Source organism: Candidatus Uabimicrobium helgolandensis (assembly GCF_041508025.1).
Classification (GTDB): Bacteria; Planctomycetota; Uabimicrobiia; order Uabimicrobiales; family Uabimicrobiaceae; genus Uabimicrobium; species Uabimicrobium helgolandensis.
In genome coordinates this window covers 3,002,870-3,021,450 of sequence record NZ_CP165719.1, presented here as the reverse complement: position 1 = coordinate 3,021,450, position 18,581 = coordinate 3,002,870, and the positions used below count along the sequence as shown (strand labels likewise).

At 36.0% G+C, this 18,581-nt stretch carries 15 protein-coding genes and 8 tRNA genes; 11 read left to right on the top strand and 12 right to left on the bottom strand.

Annotated elements, in window-relative coordinates:
- Positions 1-283 precede the first annotated feature (283 nt).
- The 9 genes from UABHE_RS10995 (at position 284) to UABHE_RS10955 (ending at position 8,844) form a co-directional block, all read left to right on the top strand.
- Positions 284-1,159 carry a hypothetical protein gene (locus UABHE_RS10995; RefSeq protein ID WP_372370321.1) on the top strand — a complete coding sequence of 292 codons (876 nt, stop codon included), beginning with the start codon at positions 284-286 and terminating at the stop codon, positions 1,157-1,159.
- A complete protein-coding gene (locus UABHE_RS10990; protein ID WP_372370320.1) occupies positions 1,160-1,624 on the top strand; it encodes a DUF2231 domain-containing protein in 465 nt (154 codons plus the stop codon). It abuts the gene before it with no gap.
- 2 nt (positions 1,625-1,626) lie between these two features.
- On the top strand, positions 1,627-3,969 hold the full coding sequence (locus UABHE_RS10985; RefSeq protein WP_372370318.1) for a PQQ-binding-like beta-propeller repeat protein: 2,343 nt from the start codon (positions 1,627-1,629) through the stop codon (positions 3,967-3,969).
- 126 nt (positions 3,970-4,095) lie between these two features.
- Positions 4,096-5,052, top strand: a complete 957-nt coding sequence (gene paaA / locus UABHE_RS10980; RefSeq protein WP_372370317.1) for a 1,2-phenylacetyl-CoA epoxidase subunit PaaA — start codon at positions 4,096-4,098, stop codon at positions 5,050-5,052.
- The gene (gene paaB, locus UABHE_RS10975) at positions 5,042-5,332 is read left to right on the top strand and encodes a 1,2-phenylacetyl-CoA epoxidase subunit PaaB (protein WP_372370316.1); all 291 of its coding nucleotides are present in this window, start codon (positions 5,042-5,044) and stop codon (positions 5,330-5,332) included. Before paaA ends, paaB begins: the two co-directional genes overlap by 11 nt.
- Before the next feature lie 11 nt (positions 5,333-5,343).
- Entirely contained in the window at positions 5,344-6,126 is a 783-nt protein-coding gene (paaC, locus tag UABHE_RS10970; RefSeq protein WP_372370315.1) for a 1,2-phenylacetyl-CoA epoxidase subunit PaaC, read from the top strand.
- Complete coding sequence (paaD, locus tag UABHE_RS10965) at positions 6,120-6,620, top strand: 1,2-phenylacetyl-CoA epoxidase subunit PaaD (protein WP_372370314.1); 501 nt, start codon at positions 6,120-6,122, stop codon at positions 6,618-6,620. The genes paaC and paaD overlap by 7 nt, the downstream gene beginning before the upstream one ends.
- A gap of 266 nt (positions 6,621-6,886) precedes the next feature.
- Positions 6,887-7,675: an enoyl-CoA hydratase-related protein gene (locus UABHE_RS10960; protein WP_372370313.1), complete on the top strand. Its 789-nt coding sequence runs from the start codon at positions 6,887-6,889 to the stop codon at positions 7,673-7,675.
- Entirely contained in the window at positions 7,675-8,844 is a 1,170-nt protein-coding gene (locus tag UABHE_RS10955) for a 3-hydroxyacyl-CoA dehydrogenase NAD-binding domain-containing protein (RefSeq protein WP_372371602.1), read from the top strand. Before UABHE_RS10960 ends, UABHE_RS10955 begins: the two co-directional genes overlap by 1 nt.
- A gap of 154 nt (positions 8,845-8,998) precedes the next feature.
- Here the strand turns inward: UABHE_RS10955 and UABHE_RS10950 are convergent, their stop codons facing one another.
- Positions 8,999-9,316, bottom strand: a complete 318-nt coding sequence (locus UABHE_RS10950) for a hypothetical protein (RefSeq protein ID WP_372370312.1) — start codon at positions 9,314-9,316, stop codon at positions 8,999-9,001.
- A 93-nt stretch (positions 9,317-9,409) separates the two neighbouring features.
- Here UABHE_RS10950 and UABHE_RS10945 point away from each other — a divergent pair, with 93 nt between their 5' ends.
- Together UABHE_RS10945 and UABHE_RS10940 are read left to right on the top strand one after the other, a co-directional pair.
- Entirely contained in the window at positions 9,410-10,099 is a 690-nt protein-coding gene (locus UABHE_RS10945) for a uroporphyrinogen-III synthase (RefSeq protein WP_372370311.1), read from the top strand.
- A 133-nt stretch (positions 10,100-10,232) separates the two neighbouring features.
- Positions 10,233-12,473: a hypothetical protein gene (locus UABHE_RS10940; RefSeq protein ID WP_372370310.1), complete on the top strand. Its 2,241-nt coding sequence runs from the start codon at positions 10,233-10,235 to the stop codon at positions 12,471-12,473.
- 225 nt (positions 12,474-12,698) lie between these two features.
- On the opposite strand, the gene UABHE_RS10935 is transcribed toward UABHE_RS10940, so the two are convergent.
- From UABHE_RS10935 to UABHE_RS10885, 11 genes are all read right to left on the bottom strand, one after another.
- Positions 12,699-13,217: an RNA polymerase sigma factor gene (locus UABHE_RS10935; protein WP_372370309.1), complete on the bottom strand. Its 519-nt coding sequence runs from the start codon at positions 13,215-13,217 to the stop codon at positions 12,699-12,701.
- Positions 13,218-13,359: 142 nt separating this feature from the next.
- Positions 13,360-13,444, bottom strand: a tRNA-Tyr gene (locus tag UABHE_RS10930).
- 4 nt (positions 13,445-13,448) lie between these two features.
- Positions 13,449-13,522 (bottom strand) — tRNA-Leu (locus UABHE_RS10925).
- A gap of 11 nt (positions 13,523-13,533) precedes the next feature.
- A tRNA-Tyr gene (locus tag UABHE_RS10920) sits at positions 13,534-13,618 on the bottom strand.
- A gap of 4 nt (positions 13,619-13,622) precedes the next feature.
- A tRNA-Leu gene (locus tag UABHE_RS10915) sits at positions 13,623-13,696 on the bottom strand.
- Between the two features lie 12 nt (positions 13,697-13,708).
- A tRNA-Tyr gene (locus UABHE_RS10910) sits at positions 13,709-13,793 on the bottom strand.
- 4 nt (positions 13,794-13,797) lie between these two features.
- Positions 13,798-13,871 (bottom strand) — tRNA-Leu (locus tag UABHE_RS10905).
- A gap of 11 nt (positions 13,872-13,882) precedes the next feature.
- Positions 13,883-13,967: transfer RNA gene (locus UABHE_RS10900), tRNA-Cys, on the bottom strand.
- Between the two features lie 4 nt (positions 13,968-13,971).
- Positions 13,972-14,045 (bottom strand) — tRNA-Leu (locus UABHE_RS10895).
- A 421-nt stretch (positions 14,046-14,466) separates the two neighbouring features.
- Entirely contained in the window at positions 14,467-16,371 is a 1,905-nt protein-coding gene (locus UABHE_RS10890; protein WP_372370308.1) for a response regulator, read from the bottom strand.
- 28 nt (positions 16,372-16,399) lie between these two features.
- Positions 16,400-18,445: a protein kinase gene (locus UABHE_RS10885; protein WP_372370307.1), complete on the bottom strand. Its 2,046-nt coding sequence runs from the start codon at positions 18,443-18,445 to the stop codon at positions 16,400-16,402.
- Positions 18,446-18,581: the final 136 nt, after the last annotated feature.

Below are 18,581 nucleotides of genomic sequence, written 5' to 3'. Positions count from 1 at the left end.
AATCAGATAACACACCTAAAATAACAAACATTTTTGTTTAGGTTCTATTATAATTATAGTGATGTAATCAAAAAACAGCAAAGGCTAATTTTATTAAGTACGTTGCTTGAAATAAAATAGTAGAAAAAATTGAAATAAAAATTTATAATTTGCCGAAAAGTAGTGTAGAAGAAGTAACTGATGTAATCAGTGTTCGAGTTTACTACGTAAAAGTACGACAAATTTTAACGACAAGGAATTCGTTAACCACTCTCAAGGCAAAACAAGATCACAAGGAGTTATTATGTCTGAAAAAGTTTCTGGCAAAGGAAAGAAAACCGTATTGTGGGTTATTTCAATTATAATAATGTTTTCTGCTTACGCTTATCAGAAAAGAACAGGACCAACACATCCTTATCGAGGAAGTTACGATGTTGGCGGAAAAACACATAAGCACAAATTAATTCGCAGTGGAAATAGTTATGAGGATGCTGCTGTAACTTTACAACTAGGAGACTACTCTCCTTCTTTGTTTTATAAAAGATTAAAAACAAAAGATGACTTCACTCAAGTGCTCATGGAAAAAGGCAAAGATAATTTTTCAGCTTATCTTCCAAAACAACCAGCAGCGGGAAAATTAGAGTATTATGTAATAATTAAAACTAAAGATAAACAAATACGTATTCCAAACAACTCTGAGGAAAATATTGTTATACGTTTTAAAGATTATGTACCAACTTATATACTTTTTCCACATATCCTGATGATGTTTTTGGCAATATTGGTTGGAATGCGCGCTGCACTAGGAGCTCTTTTTGCACCTGATAGTATGCGATCATTTGTATGGTTTTCCTTTATATCAATGTCTATAGGAGGCATGGTTTTAGGTCCGATTGTACAAAAATATGCTTTCGGAGAGTACTGGACAGGCTTCCCTTGGGGAGGAGACTGGACGGATAACAAGATGCTTATTATGTGGATTGCGTGGGTAGCGGCTATCTCTGTTGTTGGAATAAAACAAAAAGCTAAAGAAACATTACCACGAATATTAGTTATCATAGCTGCAATAGTAATGACAGCGGTATATGTAATTCCTCACAGCATCCATGGTAGCGAGCTAGACTATTCGAAAGTAGATGCTGGTATTGACCCTGCAAAAGCTATTAAGACAGGTAAGTAGATGGGGGCTGTTCATTGGCATCTCGTGGTGGTGCACGTCCCTGTTGTAGGACTATTTTTTTCATTTATTTTACTGGTTTGTGCACACATTACCAAACAAGAAATTCTATATAAAATAAGCTATAGTTTTATAATTATATGTGCTGTGTTTGCTGTTTGTGCTTATATTTCAGGGCCTCTTGCTTACGAGGCCCAAACAGATTTAGACAAAGAATATGTCGATAAGCATGCTATGCTTGGTAAAATTTCGTTTATGGCGATGATTATTTTGGGCATTGCTTCTTTTAGCGCTATAGCGCAATATTTTCAAGAAGAAAAGCCATCATCTCTCCACAGGTATGTCATTTTATGTATGGTTGTTATTATCATGTACCTATTGTGTTGGACAGCACATACAGGAGGCGCTATTCGTCACTTGCCAATTCGTAAAACAAACGTTTTTATTTTTCCGTCTTTAGGAAGTTAGTTATGAAGCAATTGTATTTATTTTTTATTTGTATTGCGATAATAAGCGCGCAAAGTGATTGGCCGCAGTGGCGCGGTGAAAATGCCAGCTCTATTTCCCAAGATAGCCGTGTATTACAAAATGGCAAATCTTACAAACTAAAGACTTTGTGGAAGCGCTCTCTTGGCTCTGGTTATTCGAGTATTTCTATCTGGGATCGTTACGCCGTTACTATGTACTCTGACGGGAAAAAAGATTATGTATTTGCCTGTAATGCCCATAGCGGTGAAAAAATTTGGCAGTATACAATTGGCGACACTTACGTTGGGCACGACGGTTCGCATGACGGACCCATTTCAACACCTGTGTTAGAAGAAAATTATGTATTTGCACTAGATGCCCATGGACAACTACTTTGTTTACAATTGAATGATGGTAGTTTGGTATGGAAGAAAGATTTGCCGGTAGAGCACGAAGTTCAAAAGCCTTTTTATGGATTTGGAACTTCTCCTATTTTATACAAAAATTTTCTCATAGTGCAAACTGGATCGAAAAAAGGGACTATTTCTGCATTTGATAAAAAAAGTGGTGCACTTATCTGGACAATGGGCGATGATGCTGTCAATTACCAGTCACCTCTTCTTATTAATAATTTAGAAAACACACACTTGTTATGCGGTGGAAACAATTATCTCTATTGTATTGACCCGGAAAATGGCAAAGAAATTTGGCGCTACGAACACAAGGGAGGGAATTGGTCAACAGCTCCAACTGTTGTGGGGAAAACTCCTTGGCAAATTTTCTTGAAATACAAAGGTGGAGAAGCTGCGCTACTTGAGCTAACCGGAGATGAAAAAGAGCCTGTCAAAAAAGTGTGGACGACAAGACACATTAAAAAAGCCTTTTCCCCTCCAGTTGTTTTGGGCGATAAAATTTACGGTTATAGCGGGCGATTTTTTAGTTGCATCGATGTTAAAAAAGGAAAGAAAATTTGGAAATCACGTCAGCCTGGAGATGGATTTTTCATTGTAGTTAACGACCATTTTGTTTTGATAACAAAAGATGGTCACCTACATTTAGCCAATGACTCTTCTGGCAAGTATAAATCATTAGACAAACAAAAGGTTTTTGATGATTTAGTGTGGACACCTCCTAGCTTTGCACACGGAAAAATATACATACGCAGTCTCGGAGAAATCGCTTGTGTTTCAATTGCCAATAGTGATTCCGTTGTAAGCAGTGACACAGAGGTTGTTTATGAAAAAGTAGAGTCGCAGTTTTCTGATTTTGTAGAGAAAGTGCGCAACTCTGCTAATAAAAAAGAACTTATTGATGCTTTTATGGAAAAACAAAAACAATTTCCAATAACAGAAAAAAACTCTATTCATTTTGTTTACCGTGGAGAGGCTGACGATGTTGGTTTTGAAGGAGACATCATTGGCTTTCGTATTGACTACCCAATGCAAAGAATACCGGACACTAATTTCTTTTACTTTTCTTCTTACTTAGAGGAAGATGCATGTATCGCTTATCGTTTTATTAAAAATTTCGATGAAATTCTTACCGATCCTCTAAACAAAAAAACCTCGCAAAACTTTTTTGGAACATTTTCGACTACTAAAATGCCCAAATGGAAAGCAGCTCCTTATTTAAAAGAAGCACAACAAAAAGGCACAACACACAAGCTTTCTTATGAAAGTGAAAAAACTAAAGACAAGCGCGAATTGACTGTTTACCTTCCACATAATTATGATTCGAAAAAATCGTACGCAACTCTTTTTATTCACGACGGTACATCAGCACTAAAGCAAGGAAAATGGCAAAATACACTTGATAATCTAATTGCAGAAGGATTACCTGCTACAATTGCTGTTTTTATTCCACAGAAACACGGTAGAGAATATTCTGTAGAGGCTTCTCGCAATAACTATATAAATTTGCTCGTTTCAGAGTGGATACCTTTTCTTGAAAGTAAATATAGTACAAAAAATGAGCCTAAATTCAATATCGGTTTTGTAAACGGTGCAACATTAGCCCTCTATGCTACAGCTCAAAATCCCAACATTTTTTCGGGAGGTGCAAGTGTATCGGCTTTTTATTTAAAGAAAGAAGAGTTGGAGTTAAGCTCTCTAGTAAAAAAAATCAAAGAACCAGTAAAATTTTATATTAGTTGGGGAAAATACGACTTACGTAGCCCTTACGAAGGATGGAGTTTAATAGATAGTGGAGTTAACGTGGCTAAAGCCATTAATGAGGTAAATGAAAATTGTGTTAGTAAACCATATGTCGGTGGGTTTTCATGGGAAAATTGGCGCAATGAAAATGGTAAGATACTAAAATTCTTCCTCGAAAAAGATAACAAGTAATAGTGTTGCATAATATCATGATTTGCAGTAAAATAGAGGCATGTAGCTAGTACATGTCCTCTATTATTTTTTCGTAATTTAGTGGATACTATAGCGACTATAAACTATTTTTGTAAGGAGCTAAGCATGGACGAGTTAACTCGTAATAGTGAATTTGATACACGTATTGCTGAAGGAATAAAAATAGAGCCAAAAGATTGGATGCCAGAAAAATATCGCAAACAATTAACGAGAATGATGTCTCAACACGCTCATTCTGAGGTTGTCGGAATGCTACCTGAAGGAAACTGGATTACTCGTGCTCCTAATTTGCGTCGTAAAATGGCACTTTTAGCAAAAGTTCAAGACGAAGCTGGCCATGGTCTTTATATTTATAGCGCGGCTGAGACTCTAGGAACATCAAGGCAAGAGCTCGTCGATCAACTTCTTACAGGTAAAGCTAAATACTCTAGTATTTTTAATTACCCGACTCTTACCTGGGCTGATATTGGTATTGTAGGTTGGTTAGTTGATGGTGCTGCTATTGTAAATCAGACAATGTTAGCTAAATGTTCTTATGGTCCATATTCTCGTGCGATGTTACGAATTTGTGCAGAAGAAAACTTTCATAAAAAGCAAGGCTATGAAATTATTTGTACTCTTATGAAGGGGACAAAAGAGCAGCAAAAAATGGCCCAAGATGCGTTAAATCGTTTTTGGTGGGCAACACTAATGATGTTTGGACCACACGATAGCAATTCTCCAAATAGCGCTGATTTGTTTAAATGGAAAGTAAAAAAGAAAAGCAATGATGAACTTCGTCAACATTTTGTCAATATAACAGTTGCTCAAGCACACACAATTGGTTTAGAAATACCAGACCCAGACCTTAAATATAACAGTGAAACCAGAAATTGGGAATTTGGTGAAATTAATTGGGATGAATTTTACGCAGTAATTAAAGGACACGGGCCTTGTAACAAAGAGAGACTACAAGCACGTAATGATGCACACGATAATGGTGCTTGGGTAAGAGAAGCTTCTATTGCTTATGCTAAAAAGAAACAAGGAAAGAATTTAGAGAGATTTTTAAATGTCGGATAATGAACTACTGTCTGTATGGGAAGTATTTATGCAGCAAAAAAATGGTGGACCTCAGCAGCATGTTGGCAATGTACATGCTGCTGATGCTGAACTTGCACTACAAAACGCTCGCGATGTATATGCCCGTCGAGGTGGAAACGGTAGTATTTGGGTTGTTCCTTCAAAAGAAATTTATGCTTCAGGTTCCGATGATGAAGCACCATTTTTTGATCCATCGGACGACAAAATTTACCGTCACCCAAATTTTTACAGGGTTCCTAAAGCCATTAAAAATTTATAAGGCTGGTTGTTATGAAATTAGAAGATTTAGATATCTCTGCAAAAGAAGCTTTGTTTGAATACTTACTTTTTTTGGGAGACAGCAATTTAGTGCTTGGCCATCGTTTATCAGAATGGTGTGGTCACGGACCAATGCTTGAAGAAGATATTGCGCTTGCGAATTTAGCCTTAGACTGTGTTGGACAATCGGCTAATTTTCTTAAACTTGCTGGTGAAATAGAGGGAAAAGATCGCAACGAAGATCACTTAGCATATCTTCGCGATGCTATTGACTTTCGTAATGCCACGATTACAGAACTACCACGTGGTGACTTTGGGTTTACAATAATGCGTCAGTTTCTAGTTGCAACATACTTATATATAATTTTTAAAGAGTTGCGTAACAGTAGTTTCGATGATTTAAAAAGTATTGCTCAAAAAAGTATTAAAGAAGTAAAGTATCATATTCGTCATAGTAGTGAATGGGTTCTTCGTTTGGGAGATGGAACAGAAGAAAGTCATAAACGCATCCAAAAATCGCTAAATGAATTATGGCGTTATACAAATGAACTATTTGTTCAAATGCCACAAGATCAAGTTCTTATCGAAAAAAATATTATCTTTGATATGGATTCTTCAAAAAAACAGTGGTTGGAAATAATAGAACAGGTGTTAAAAGAAGCGACACTCATTACTCCAGAAAGTAATGAATATTTGTATCACAATGGTCGTGAAGGCAAACATACAGAGTATTTAGGTCATATGTTAGCTGAGATGCAAACATTACCAAGATCTCACCCTGGTGCTGTATGGTAACAACAAAATTCACAAGCGAAGACATATGGCAAATGCTCGCAGAGGTAAAAGATCCAGAGATACCACTGGTGACAATTGTTGGAATGGGAATCGTTCGCGATGTGGTTATTACAAGTGAAAATATAGAGGTTATTATTACGCCTACATACTCTGGTTGTCCTGCATCAAAAGAGATTCGTGATGGTATTGATCAAAAGCTACGTGAAAATAGTATTGAGAATTTTGTCATTAACTCAGTGTTATCTCCACCATGGACATCAGATTGGATTGACGAAGAAACAAAGCAAAAATTAAAAGAAAGTGGAATTGCGCCTCCACACAAAGTACCAACAAATGAATTACTTAGCCTTTTCGGTGATGACCGAATTGTTCATTGCCCTTATTGCGAATCAAAAAAGACAAAAAAAACAAGTGAATTTGGTTCGACACTTTGCAAATCACTGCATTTTTGCGATGGATGCCATCAGCCATTTGAACATTTTAAATGTATATGAGTTATCAATATATAGAACGTGTTGGTACGTTCTAATTAAGGGAAGCAGAAAAAATAAATATCCTACTGTTCTTTTGTTCATTTGCTTCGTTGTTCCTCTGTTACAGAATAAAGACTATGTGCCTTCGTCGCGCCTTGCGAATGAACAAAATCCCTGTATAAGGGTATATTATTTATTTCCACTTCCTAAGAGTCAGCAAAATAACAATAAAACGAAAAGGCTAACGGTAAACCGGTAGCCTTTTGTTATTTATAAGGATATTTTCAATGCAATATCAATATGTAACATATAAAATAGAAGACAATATCGGGCTTATTACTCTTAACAGAGCTGACGTTCTCAATAGTTTTCATGCCGAAATGGCGGCAGAACTCCAAGAGATTTTAGAAGATGTAAATAGTAATGAAAATGTACGTTGCGTTTTATTAACAGGTAGTGGCCGTGCTTTTTGTGCTGGGCAAGATTTGCAAGAGGCAACAAAAAATCCAGAGGAAGAAAAAATCCTTGGTAACTTTGTCGAGCAAATGTATAACCCTATCGTTAATGGAATACGTCAAACGCCGAAACCAGTGGTATGTGCTGTAAATGGCGTCGCAGCAGGCGCAGGTGCGAATCTTGCTTTGTGTTGCGACATTGTATTTGCCTCTAACCGTGCGTCATTTATCCAATCTTTTTGCAAAATAGGTCTTGTGCCTGACACGGCCGGTTCGTTTTTTCTTCCGCGCTTAGTCGGTTTTGGTCGCGCAAGTGCTCTAATGTTACTTGGCGACAAGGTAAGTGCACAACACGCATATGAAATGGGAATGATTTACAAAGTTATTGAAGATGAATGTTTGTTAGAAGAAGCTCACGAAACAGCAAGATATTTAGCCACGCAACCAACAAAAGGTCTTGGCTATATCAAAAAAGCTTTAAATAGTAGTTTAGTAAATGGTTTAGAGCAACAATTAGAAGTAGAAAAAGAGCTGCAAACGCTTGCTGGACAAACAGAGGATTACAAAGAAGGTGTCAAAGCATTTTTAGAAAAACGCAAACCTAAGTTTACGGGGAATTAATTGTGACAGAGAAAATTCAAATAGGGGTCATCGGTAGTGGCACCATGGGAACAGGAATTGCTCAAATTGCTGCAACAAGTGGACACGACGTCACCATTATAGACAATGAAGAACAGGCACTTGTCAATGCAAGTAAAAAACTCGAGAAAATATTTAGTCGACTAGTTGAAAAGAAGCGCATGACTCTAGAAGAAATGCAAGAGAGCATCGCGCGAACTACTTTTACAACGGACCTGGAATCATTAAGTAATTGTCAATTAGTTGTTGAGGCAATTATTGAAGATGTGCAAATAAAGCAACAAGTCTTTCAAAAACTCGAAAAAATTGTTGATGAAAACTGTATTCTCGCAACCAATACATCCTCTTTATCCGTTACCGCCATTGCTGCGGCTTGCGAGAAAGATTCTCGCGTCATCGGAATACACTTTTTTAATCCAGCACCCCTTATGCCTTTAGTTGAAATTGTTCCAGGCTTAGTTACTGATTCAAAAATACTAGAAGCGGCAAAAATGCTTATCGACTCGTGGGGGAAAACTGTTGTTGTAGCTAAAGACACGCCAGGTTTTATCGTAAACCGCATTGCACGGCCATTCTATGGAGAAGCTATTCGCATCCTTGAAGAAGGAGTTGCTGATGTTGCGACTATTGACTGGGCTTTGAAAGAGCAGGGTTTTCGCATGGGGCCTTTTGAACTAATGGACCTTATTGGCAATGATGTAAATTACCAAGTTACCTGTTCTGTTTTCGAAGCTTTCTTTTATGATCAGCGTTACAAGCCTTCTTTTACTCAACAACGACTTGTCCAAGCAAAACGTTATGGTCGAAAAAGTGGCCATGGATATTATAATTATGCTGAAAACGTTGCAAAACCACAGCCAACAGAAGATAAAGATTTAGCGCAAACTATTATGATGCGTGTTGTCTCAATGATCATAAATGAGGCAGTTGATGCGGTATTTTTACAAGTAGCTACAGCAAAAGACATTGATCTTGCAATGACAAAGGGGGTTAATTATCCTAAAGGACCTATTGCATGGTTAGAAGAAATAGGGTCAGGTAATGTTCTTGGATTTTTGCAGGGTTTATATGAAGAGTACGGAGAAGATCGTTACCGACCTAGTCCTCTTTTACGCAAGATGGTAAAAAGTGGTAAAAGTTTTTTATCGTAAACTATTTTTTTCTATAATAGCAATGAAATTATTCCACTCGGTAAACACAAACAATACACTAAATTCGCAACTCATGACTATTTTGCTTTACAAAAGAGTCCTCTCTTACAGGAGAGGACATCTTGTAGAGCGCAATAGGATTACGTCCTAATTTCTAACGAGTACGACGTTTACGAACAGAACGAGGCTTACCATTACTATACAAATCTTGGCTTTGGTTTACTCTTTGTAATGTAAGACGTGGAGCTGAAACTGTCTTTGTCGCAGATCTACGTTTATTGTAAGCGGTAGCTGACTTTTCAAAACCTGGGTGAACAGGACCAGTAAGTGATTTTGTACGGCGTCCTGGTCTGAGTGGTTTAGCTGTAGGCTTGTTGGCATTATTTCCTACATAGCGCGAAGTAGGACTTCCCCAAACATTTCCTTTGTTTTGCGATGCGACTTTTTTGCTTTTTTTTCGTATGATGCGCATATTCCCTCCTTCGATTTTGAATTGATATAAAATATTTGATATATTATATTAAGTCTTTAATAAAATGCAAGTCTAACGCTTCAGGAGAACAATGTGTCATATCAGATTTTTTACACAGGAAGCAAGACTCCACCAAAAGATCAGACAATTATTTGGACGCCTACAATTGAAATTACATATACTTTGCCACATAATGAAAAACAACTTTTAGAGATGCTTGGGACAAAATGCAATTGTGTATTTTTCAGTAAACACGGTGTTATTGGTTTTCAAAAGTACTTCCCATTGTTAAAACACAAAGTTTTTGCTGTAGGAAAATCGACAAAAGATCTTATTGAAAGCAAATGGAAAATTTTAGCACAACAACCAAAGGAACAAAATGCTGAAGGCATGATAAGGTTATTTCGCAAAACTTTACCTTATCCAACAGTTGTTATACAAGGAAACAAGGGACGAAAAGACTTTAGTGATTGGTTATACGAGGAGCAGTGGAATTTTATTGCAATTTCGGTGTACCGTACAGATTGTACAGTAAACAAAGTACTTCGCGCACAGTGGAGCAATAATGAAAACGATTATGTTTTTTTTACTTCGCCATCAACGATACAAGGTTTTCTGAAAACTGTAAATAGCGAAAGTTTACAAAACATAAAATCAAAAATTATTTCAATTGGGCCAACTACAAGCAGCGCTGTTAAAAATAGCAATGGAGTTGTTTATTACGAAAGTCCTTACCCCAATATAACAAAATTACTATTAATCAAACCATTTGTTAAAGGATAAATCGTGAACAATTGTAATTATCCGTATTTGCTCTTCATTTTGCAATGTAAATGACCCACCAAAAGTATTTATCTACTGAGTTTTGGTATTTTAATTTCTGCTTTTGTCAAGTCACTGAGTTTCGGAGAATAACATGCAAAATCTCTTAGTTATCGATGCACTTCTTGAACAGAAACAAGGTAAGCATCGAGAATTTTTATTTGCTATCCTGGAATGGGAAGCTTTTCTTGGTAACAGCAAGACATGGAATACAATTGTTAAAAAATTTTTCTACCACATAAATAAAAAAACACCCTCTAGCGGTTTAGCAATAGCCTGTCTTCGTCGCCTTTCTCGTGGAAACAACATAATGGTTGCTCCTTTGCAAATGCAACTACAGTTAATTCGTGGAGATTTGAGGAAAGTTCCGATTACTAAAAAAAACATCAACGAATTCCTTGACAGTCGATTAGAATCTAAGGTTGATAATTTCGCTCCTATTCGAAAAAATTTTGCTAAAAATATCAATAAATACATTCTTTGTGTCTCGACAATAGATAGTGTATTGCGCTGTTTTTCGACACATAAAGATAGTTTACTTCATGGTATATACACAGGAAAAATATACGCAACTTATATAAATGGAAATATTATTTTTCACTACCAAGAAATATGTGATTTTTATACTCATAGTGTAGATTGTACCTTGGAGATAAAAGAGCTCGTTGAATCGGGAGTAGAGGAACACGACATTCTACAAAAAATATCGATGGGTGCAATCCGAGCTATCTATAAAGAAGGTAAACTATTCTTACATAAAGAGGATGTCTCTTTTAATTACCCGAACTTTGCAACAACGCCTAGCCCGCAAAGAGCAGGTATAGATATCTCCGGCAGAGTAGAAAGGTTTTCCACTAAATTTGGAAAATCTGCTACACAAAAAAAAGAAGTTGTAAAAAAAAAGCGTAGCGCTCGGTTAAGACTATCTAAAGGAAAAACAAGTGCGCCTCAAAAACCACAAAAAATAAAAATTGATTTGGAACAAGATCTTAGTTTAACAAAAAGAATTCAGGAAACTTTATTGGAGAAAGAAGATCAAAAACCCATACAACGTCATAGACTACAAGTTAATCCTGAAGAAATGGGTGTAACAGCGCGTATCAAAAATGCACTTCTACAACAAGAAATGGGTATCACACAACGCATAAAAAAAGCTGTTGGTAAAACGGAAGATCGCATTAGCATTGGTCAAGGTATGATTAAATTATTTTCTGCCATAGGAAAAACAATCAAGTTTGCGATAACTGTACCACTTGTTATAGCTATTTTTCCTTTTAAATTTGTTTTTTCTGCTGGAAAAAGAGTGTTTTTGTGGTTCAGCCAAAGGAATAAACAAAAAATTGTTGAAGTCGAAATCCCTGCTTTTGAGGCTATGCTAAGTGAAGAAGCTGGACGCCCCGGAATTATAGAACGTACTCTAGCACAATCAAAATTACTATTAAAAGCACTGCAAATGACGATAGGTTTGCGTATAGTAGTGTTTATAAATTTTTGTGATAGTCTTGTCGAATTTGTCGCAGGGTATGTTAGTAACATATATCGCACTTGGAAAATGGGAAAAAGTATCAAGAGACGTATAGAACGCCATGACGTGAAAATGCAAATTGCGGGAATAACAGATGATCTAGAAATTGTTCGTTCTCGTATTTCACAGTTATTTCAATTTGCAGGATACAATGAGAAACAAGTAAAAAAAGCATTTACTTTAGATTTGATTTACGATCTTAGGTATCGTATGGATGAAATGAAAAGGGACTTATCTTTGCTAACAAAAGAGCAAATGACTCACACAGCAAAAAGTACATTAGGAGATTTTATCAAAAGTTTTGTACCAAATCCTCTAGAACTATTCACTCCGTGCAAAGATTTTATAATTTTTGCATTCGTCATGAAATATTCGCGCAAAGATATTTATGTAATGTATGGTGAAATGTTAATGAGCTGTCGTTTCATAGTAAAAAGTTTAGATAAAGATCAAGATCTTTTACTAGATAGTTATGAAGACTCAATGATTGCATCTCTTAATAAAAACTATAACCTGCGCAATGTTGAACAGCATATCAACGAATGCAAGCAGCAAATACAAAGGTTTATTCAAGTCTTGACAAATCCACGTAAAATGATAGATGCTCGACACTTAAGCATCGAAGACCTATCCTACGAACATTGCCAAAAAGGCGATGCGCGGTTGAGTTTGCAACTGCAATTCGAAAAAGTTTTACGCAAACGGATAGAAAAAAAATTCACACTTTCATCAAAATGGCATTTGCAAGATAAGATTTTCTTTGAACGCCGTTATCGTTTACAGCGAAAATTATATTCAATTTATTGTTAGTCCTATAAACTGTTATCTAAGGCTATCATCATTCTTCGAGCTCGAGTCCAATGTAATCTAAGAGTTTGAGAAATAGAAGTATTGATAAATATTTTAGATAGATTGGTGTTGGTTTAGTATCGCACAATCCTAGGGCGTGCCGACATTTAAATTTTATGAAAATAGCAAAATCGATGTTATTTTCTAAATGTCGACATGCCCTAATAAGTTACGACCTACAGTCAGTTATTGTGCTAACTTCAATTTCAATTCTTTTTTGGCTTGATGTATTCGCCAATAGATAGTTGCTTCCGAACAACCTTCCATTTTTGCGACATCTCCGGTGTCCATCCCGTGTAAAATAGTAAGAACAATGGCTGATTTGAGTTTAGGAGATAACATTTGCAGGAATTTACCTACTCCTGTTTCCATTTCCATCTCCTCTTCATATATCATTTTATCCAATGTAGAAGGAGAAAGATCCGCGCTCTCTGGTAATTGAGAACAAGCATAGACTTTCTTGTTTTTGTTTTTGGATAGAAATGTGTAGGTTGTATTGATAGCTATTTTGTACAACCACGTATATATTTTTGCTTTTTCTTGAAAACTACCCGCATTTTTCCACGCTTTTATAAAAACCTCTTGAGCAAGATCTTCCGCGTCGATTTCATTTACAACTATTCGACGAATAGTTGCTTTTATGCGATCCATACAATTTTGTATTTCGTCTTCATCAAAAAAGCCTTTCTCTTCTTTTGCCGTCATTTTACTATTCCCAAAAAAGTGAACTATTACTTTAAGGATTTAAACTATGTGACCTGACAAAAGTAGTTACCTACTGAGTACAGAGTTTTTATTTTCTAGTATGGTGCGTAAACAAATGCCAACACTTTTGACGGGCCACTTATGAAGAGAGGAGGATTCGAACCTCCGAAAACCTTTCGGCTAGTAGATTTACAGTCTACCCCTTTTAACCACTCGGGCACCTCTTCTAAATACTGGTGGTGGGAGTCGAACCCACAAACCCTTGATTCTAAGTCAAGTCCCTTTACCAATTTGGGCACACCAGTTTTCACAAAAATGAAGAGAGGAGGATTCGAACCTCCGAAAACCTTTCGGCTAGTAGATTTACAGTCTACCCCTTTTAACCACTCGGGCACCTCTTCTAAATACTGGTGGTGGGAGTCGAACCCACAAATCCTTGATTTTAAGTCAAGTCCCTTTACCAATTTGGGCACACCAGTTTTTTGTAAAAATGAAGAGAGGAGGATTCGAACCTCCGAAAACCTTTCGGCTAGTAGATTTACAGTCTACCCCTTTTAACCACTCGGGCACCTCTTCTAAATACTGGTGGTGGGAGTCGAACCCACAAACCCTTGATTCTAAGTCAAGTCCCTTTACCAATTTGGGCACACCAGTTTTCACAAAAATGAAGAGAGGAGGATTCGAACCTCCAAAACCTTTCGGTCAGTAACTTTGCAGTCTACTCCCCTTTACCAATTTGGGCATCTCTTCTAAATACTGGTGGTGGGAGTCGAACCCACAAATCCTTGATTTTAAGTCAAGTCCCTTTACCAATTTGGGCACACCAGTTTTTTTGGGCAAAAAAAAAGCCCTGAACTCGTCGAAGTTCAGGGCTTTAGGGTATGATATTTATCATGGCAAAATATCTCCGCACCTTCGCTTCGTAAGGCTATATAACAGCAGGTATAAATAGTTGAGTAAATAATATTGAGCGTTCATTTTTGTTTTCTTTCTAATTTGAAATTTGTTGGTTAAATTAAAATAATTAACTCGAAAATATCTTTGTACACCCTATTAGACTGTGCACAAGGTAGATATCTTTGAAAAAAATTTTTTTCTTTCTAAAAGTTGTCGTCAGTTAGACCACTCATACAAGATATACAAGACATTAGAGTGTACTAATATTTATTCTTCGGCGTACAGTTTTAAGCCATCGTAATCTTTTATTTCCAGTGCTAATCGCGATTTATCCTACAAAAAAACAGAAATTTTATTTATCAGTTTCGGAAAAAAAACGCGAAATAATCTTGGGAAACTCTTTGAGAGTTTTCATCATTTTTTCAATATCGAATATCTGCGCCTGTTCTTCCAAAGTGTTTCCCCAGGATTTTAAAATTTTGATATTATGCTTTGAACCTAGTAGGCTAATTTGTACTCCAAAGTTTTGAATTTCATCAACTTCGCGTAAATCGCAAAGTTGTTTCCATGTCTTGTGCCTTTTCTGCAATTCTTCTAGAATTTCTGGTGGCACCTGCAAAGAATTTCTGTCTGTCTCAGGATTCTTGATCACAGAATTTACTGGTTGTAAAGAGTGCGCTAAAAATTTGGTCAACGTTGTAATCAATTTGTAAGATGAAATCGGTTTACTTAAAAAGCCATCAGCAATAATGTTAAGTTTTTCTTCTTCTTTTTTCATTGCTGATGCGGTTAAGGCAATGATCGGAATATCTTTTGTTTGTTGATGATTTTTAATAAGTTTTATAGCCTCTTCTCCACTAATAAGAGGCATTCGTTTGTCCATTAAGACTAAATCCGGGACATGCTTTTTCGCGAATTCAAAAGCTTCGTATCCATTTTTAGCTTCAAGTATATTTAAACCGCATGGTCTAAGATATGCAGCAATGAGTTTGCGATTGTTTTCTATATCATCGACCACCAAAACAGTAGCTGGCTCAAATACAACAGAATTAATTTCTGTTGTTTCTACCTCCTTGTCATTGTTAGTTTTTACAGGAACATCAAAAATATTTATGTAAAAGGTAGAACCACAATCAACTTTACTTTCTAAAGTTATTTGTCCATTCATTTTTTCGATTAAGGATTTTGTAATAGCAAGGCCAAGTCCAGTACCACCGTATTTATCTTGGTTCTGTTTTTTTTGTTGTTCAAAAACATTAAAAATCAATTTTTGCTGTTCTTTAGGGATACCAATACCACTATCTGCGACACTAAAAATCAAATCACCACATTGTGCATCTTTAACTCGATAGTCTGCTGTTAATTTAACATAACCTTTCTCTGTAAATTTAACAGCATTTCCAATTAAATTAATGAGAATTTGGCGCAAGCGTCTTTCATCTATCATAGCTATTTGTGGAAAGCTATCCGCAACCTCTAAATGAAATTGTAATTTCTTATTCAATATCTTTTGTCGAAAAATAGCCTTTATTTCACTAAATACTGTTAGAAGATCTGTGTTTGCATATTCAAATTTCAATTTACCGGATTCTACCTTAGATAAATCTAAAATATCATTGATTAAAAGCAATAATAATTGACCACTTGTTTTAATAGATGATAGATATTCTTTTTGCTGTCCATCAGTAATTAAATTTTCCAACACTTCAGTAAAACCAATGATTGCATTCATTGGTGTACGAATTTCGTGACTCATATTGGCCAAGAACTCACTTTTGGCGTGATTTGCAACTTCAGCACGTTTTTTGGCTTCGACTAGTTCTGTTGCTTGATTTTGTAACTCGATATTCCTTCGTTCTAGCGTTTTTTGCGCTTCGTAAAGTTTCAAATGGACTTTGATACGCGCTAAGATTTCTCCTGCATAAAAAGGTTTGGGAATGTAATCTATACCACCAACATCAAACGCTCGTGCTTTATCTTGTTGCTCATTTAAAGCGCTAATAAAAATTACAGGGATATTCTTTGTGTTCTCGTTGTTTTTTAAACGAGAGCACACTTCATAACCATTTATACCAGGCATATCAATATCAAGTAGTATCAAGTTTGGCGGCTTGCGCTCCGCTATACTTAAAGCTTGATCCGGTTTTAACACCGGACGAACAAAGTAATCGTGTTTGCTAAGAATATCATACAATAACTTCAAGTTCTCAGGTTTGTCATCAACAATTAAAATATCAAATTTATTTTGAGTTTTCATTTACTGTCTCTCCACGCAATTACTGAAATTAGGAGCTAGCAATATCAGGTAATTGTCTTTCCCACCATTGTTGTGCATCTGTACAAGTCCACGGACTTACAAACGATATTTCACTTAATCGCTGCTTTACTTGGTGTATAGAAGGTCGTTTCTCTGCTTTTTTTTGCAAACATTGCATAATTAAATTTTCTAAATCTTTGGGGATTTCATCGTTACAAAATTGCGAAATAGGTTCAGGAATATCATTTACATGCCTTTGAATAATGTACATCGGGTTATTACCAGTAAAGACATGGCGACCGGCAAGTAAATGATAAGCTACACAACCAAAAGAATAAACATCGATACTTTCATCGATTTCTTTACCATACGCTAACTCAGGAGCCATAAAAAGAGGAGAACCAACTATATATTCTCCTGTAAGATTAGAGTTTTCATCCACTTTTTTTACAATACCAAAATCAAGTACTTTGATAAAATCGAATTGCCAACCTAGTTTGCACAAAAAGATATTGCTTGGTTTGATATCGCGATGAATAATCCCATTAGAATGAGCTTCCATTAAAGACAAACACACTTGCGATAAAATATATACAGCTCTTTGAGGAGAAATAGAACCGTGATTTAAAACTAATTGATCCAAGTCCAGTCCGTATAGCATTTCCATTGCATAATAAATGGAATTAGATTGATCAATTCCATAATCGTAAAGAGTAATTGTGTGAGGTGATTGAAGTCTTGCAATTGTTTGCGCTTCGCGCTCAAAACGTTTTAATATTATCGAGGCATTTTTATCTTGTAGTTCCTCCTGAATGCGCTTTATCACGACAGGCCTTACCAAGGCATGGTGTTTTGCTCTCCAAACTTCTCCCATACCGCCTTGGCCAATTTTTTCGATTAAACGATAGTTATCTATGCGTATTCCAGGAGCTAACCATTCATCATCAATAACAACTTCTGTTGTATCAGGACTAGAAAAAGTAACGCTGCGTTCGATCAAGTTTTTTAATTCCTTGGTATTGCCAGGCCATGAATAATTGCTTAGTTTTTTAAGAGATTTTTCATCCATGGTGGTAATTTTTTTTCCGCGTTGTTGTGCATAAAATTTAATGTAGTAATCGATCAATATTGGTATGTCTTCGCGCCTTTCAAGTAAAGTAGGGACGTGTAAAACATGTTTGCTTAGCAAGCTGTTTAAATCTGAGTGTAGATTACTTTTCGCTTTTGACCCACCATAACATACAATTTTTATATTTATCTCATGTTGCTTTAGAATTTCTAGCAGACTCTCTTGAAGAGTAGTTGGTAATTCATAGATGTTTTCCAAAAATAAAGTACCACAAGTAGCAAGAAGTACTTTTGGAATAAAGTCATCATCGTTATTTAGAGAAAGCGCTTTTTCAAAAAAGTTTACTTTGAAAGCGTTGCAATTAATTTGAATAAATGCTCCTTCGCATTTAGATAATTTGTGAATAGTGCGTGCAATAGCTTCTTCAGCACATTCGGTTTCTCCTATTAAGAAAACTGACTTTCGATCACTAGCATATTTTGCGATAGAATCGCGTACTTTAGTAATAACTTCACTACTTCCAAGTAATTCACCATCGGTATTGTAGCAAGCCTCTGCAAATAGCGTTTCGGTAATTTCTAACTCTTTACTCAGCGCTTCTTTTTGCTCTTCTATCTTACGCTTTTGATAGCCAATCGTCAAATGAGTATGCACGCGTGAAAGCAGCTCTTGGCTATTAAACGGCTTACTTATATAATCAACAGCTCCTATTTCAAAACCTTTAACAACTTCTTCTTTTTCGATTTTTGCTGTTAAAAATATAACAGGTGTTTCGGTGTTTAGTCCATCTTGTTTTAAAGCTTTACATGCTCCAAAACCATCTAGCTCAGGCATCATAATATCGAGTAAAATTAAATCAAAACGTTTTTTTTTCGCAAGTTCGACTGCCTGTTTACCATTTTGCGCATAGCTTATTTTATAACTCTGCCCACGTAAGACAGTACCCAATACCTGAATATTTTTTGCCACATCATCAACAATTAGAACATGCGCGTTGTTTAACATATTTTATTCCTAAATAAAAATGGCCACTTTTGAATCATCAAATATGCAAATATTGCACCTAAAATAATAAAAAAAGTTTAGACCTGTCATCAATTAAGCCATTATGCTGAAAAATTTGTAGCTGTGACCACAATCT

What these genes read in the sequence shown, in the direction of transcription:
- UABHE_RS10995 (WP_372370321.1), top strand. Translation starts at nt 284, where the DNA reads ATGTCTGAAAAAGTTTCTGGCAAAGGAAAGAAAACCGTATTGTGGGTT.
- UABHE_RS10990 (WP_372370320.1), top strand. Translation starts at nt 1,160, where the DNA reads ATGGGGGCTGTTCATTGGCATCTCGTGGTGGTGCACGTCCCTGTTGTA.
- UABHE_RS10985 (WP_372370318.1), top strand. Translation starts at nt 1,627, where the DNA reads ATGAAGCAATTGTATTTATTTTTTATTTGTATTGCGATAATAAGCGCG.
- paaA (WP_372370317.1), top strand. Translation starts at nt 4,096, where the DNA reads ATGGACGAGTTAACTCGTAATAGTGAATTTGATACACGTATTGCTGAA.
- paaB (WP_372370316.1), top strand. Translation starts at nt 5,042, where the DNA reads ATGTCGGATAATGAACTACTGTCTGTATGGGAAGTATTTATGCAGCAA.
- paaC (WP_372370315.1), top strand. Translation starts at nt 5,344, where the DNA reads ATGAAATTAGAAGATTTAGATATCTCTGCAAAAGAAGCTTTGTTTGAA.
- paaD (WP_372370314.1), top strand. Translation starts at nt 6,120, where the DNA reads ATGGTAACAACAAAATTCACAAGCGAAGACATATGGCAAATGCTCGCA.
- UABHE_RS10960 (WP_372370313.1), top strand. Translation starts at nt 6,887, where the DNA reads ATGCAATATCAATATGTAACATATAAAATAGAAGACAATATCGGGCTT.
- UABHE_RS10950 (WP_372370312.1), bottom strand. Translation starts at nt 9,316, where the DNA reads ATGCGCATCATACGAAAAAAAAGCAAAAAAGTCGCATCGCAAAACAAA.
- UABHE_RS10940 (WP_372370310.1), top strand. Translation starts at nt 10,233, where the DNA reads ATGCAAAATCTCTTAGTTATCGATGCACTTCTTGAACAGAAACAAGGT.
- UABHE_RS10935 (WP_372370309.1), bottom strand. Translation starts at nt 13,217, where the DNA reads ATGACGGCAAAAGAAGAGAAAGGCTTTTTTGATGAAGACGAAATACAA.
- UABHE_RS10890 (WP_372370308.1), bottom strand. Translation starts at nt 16,371, where the DNA reads ATGAAAACTCAAAATAAATTTGATATTTTAATTGTTGATGACAAACCT.
- UABHE_RS10885 (WP_372370307.1), bottom strand. Translation starts at nt 18,445, where the DNA reads ATGTTAAACAACGCGCATGTTCTAATTGTTGATGATGTGGCAAAAAAT.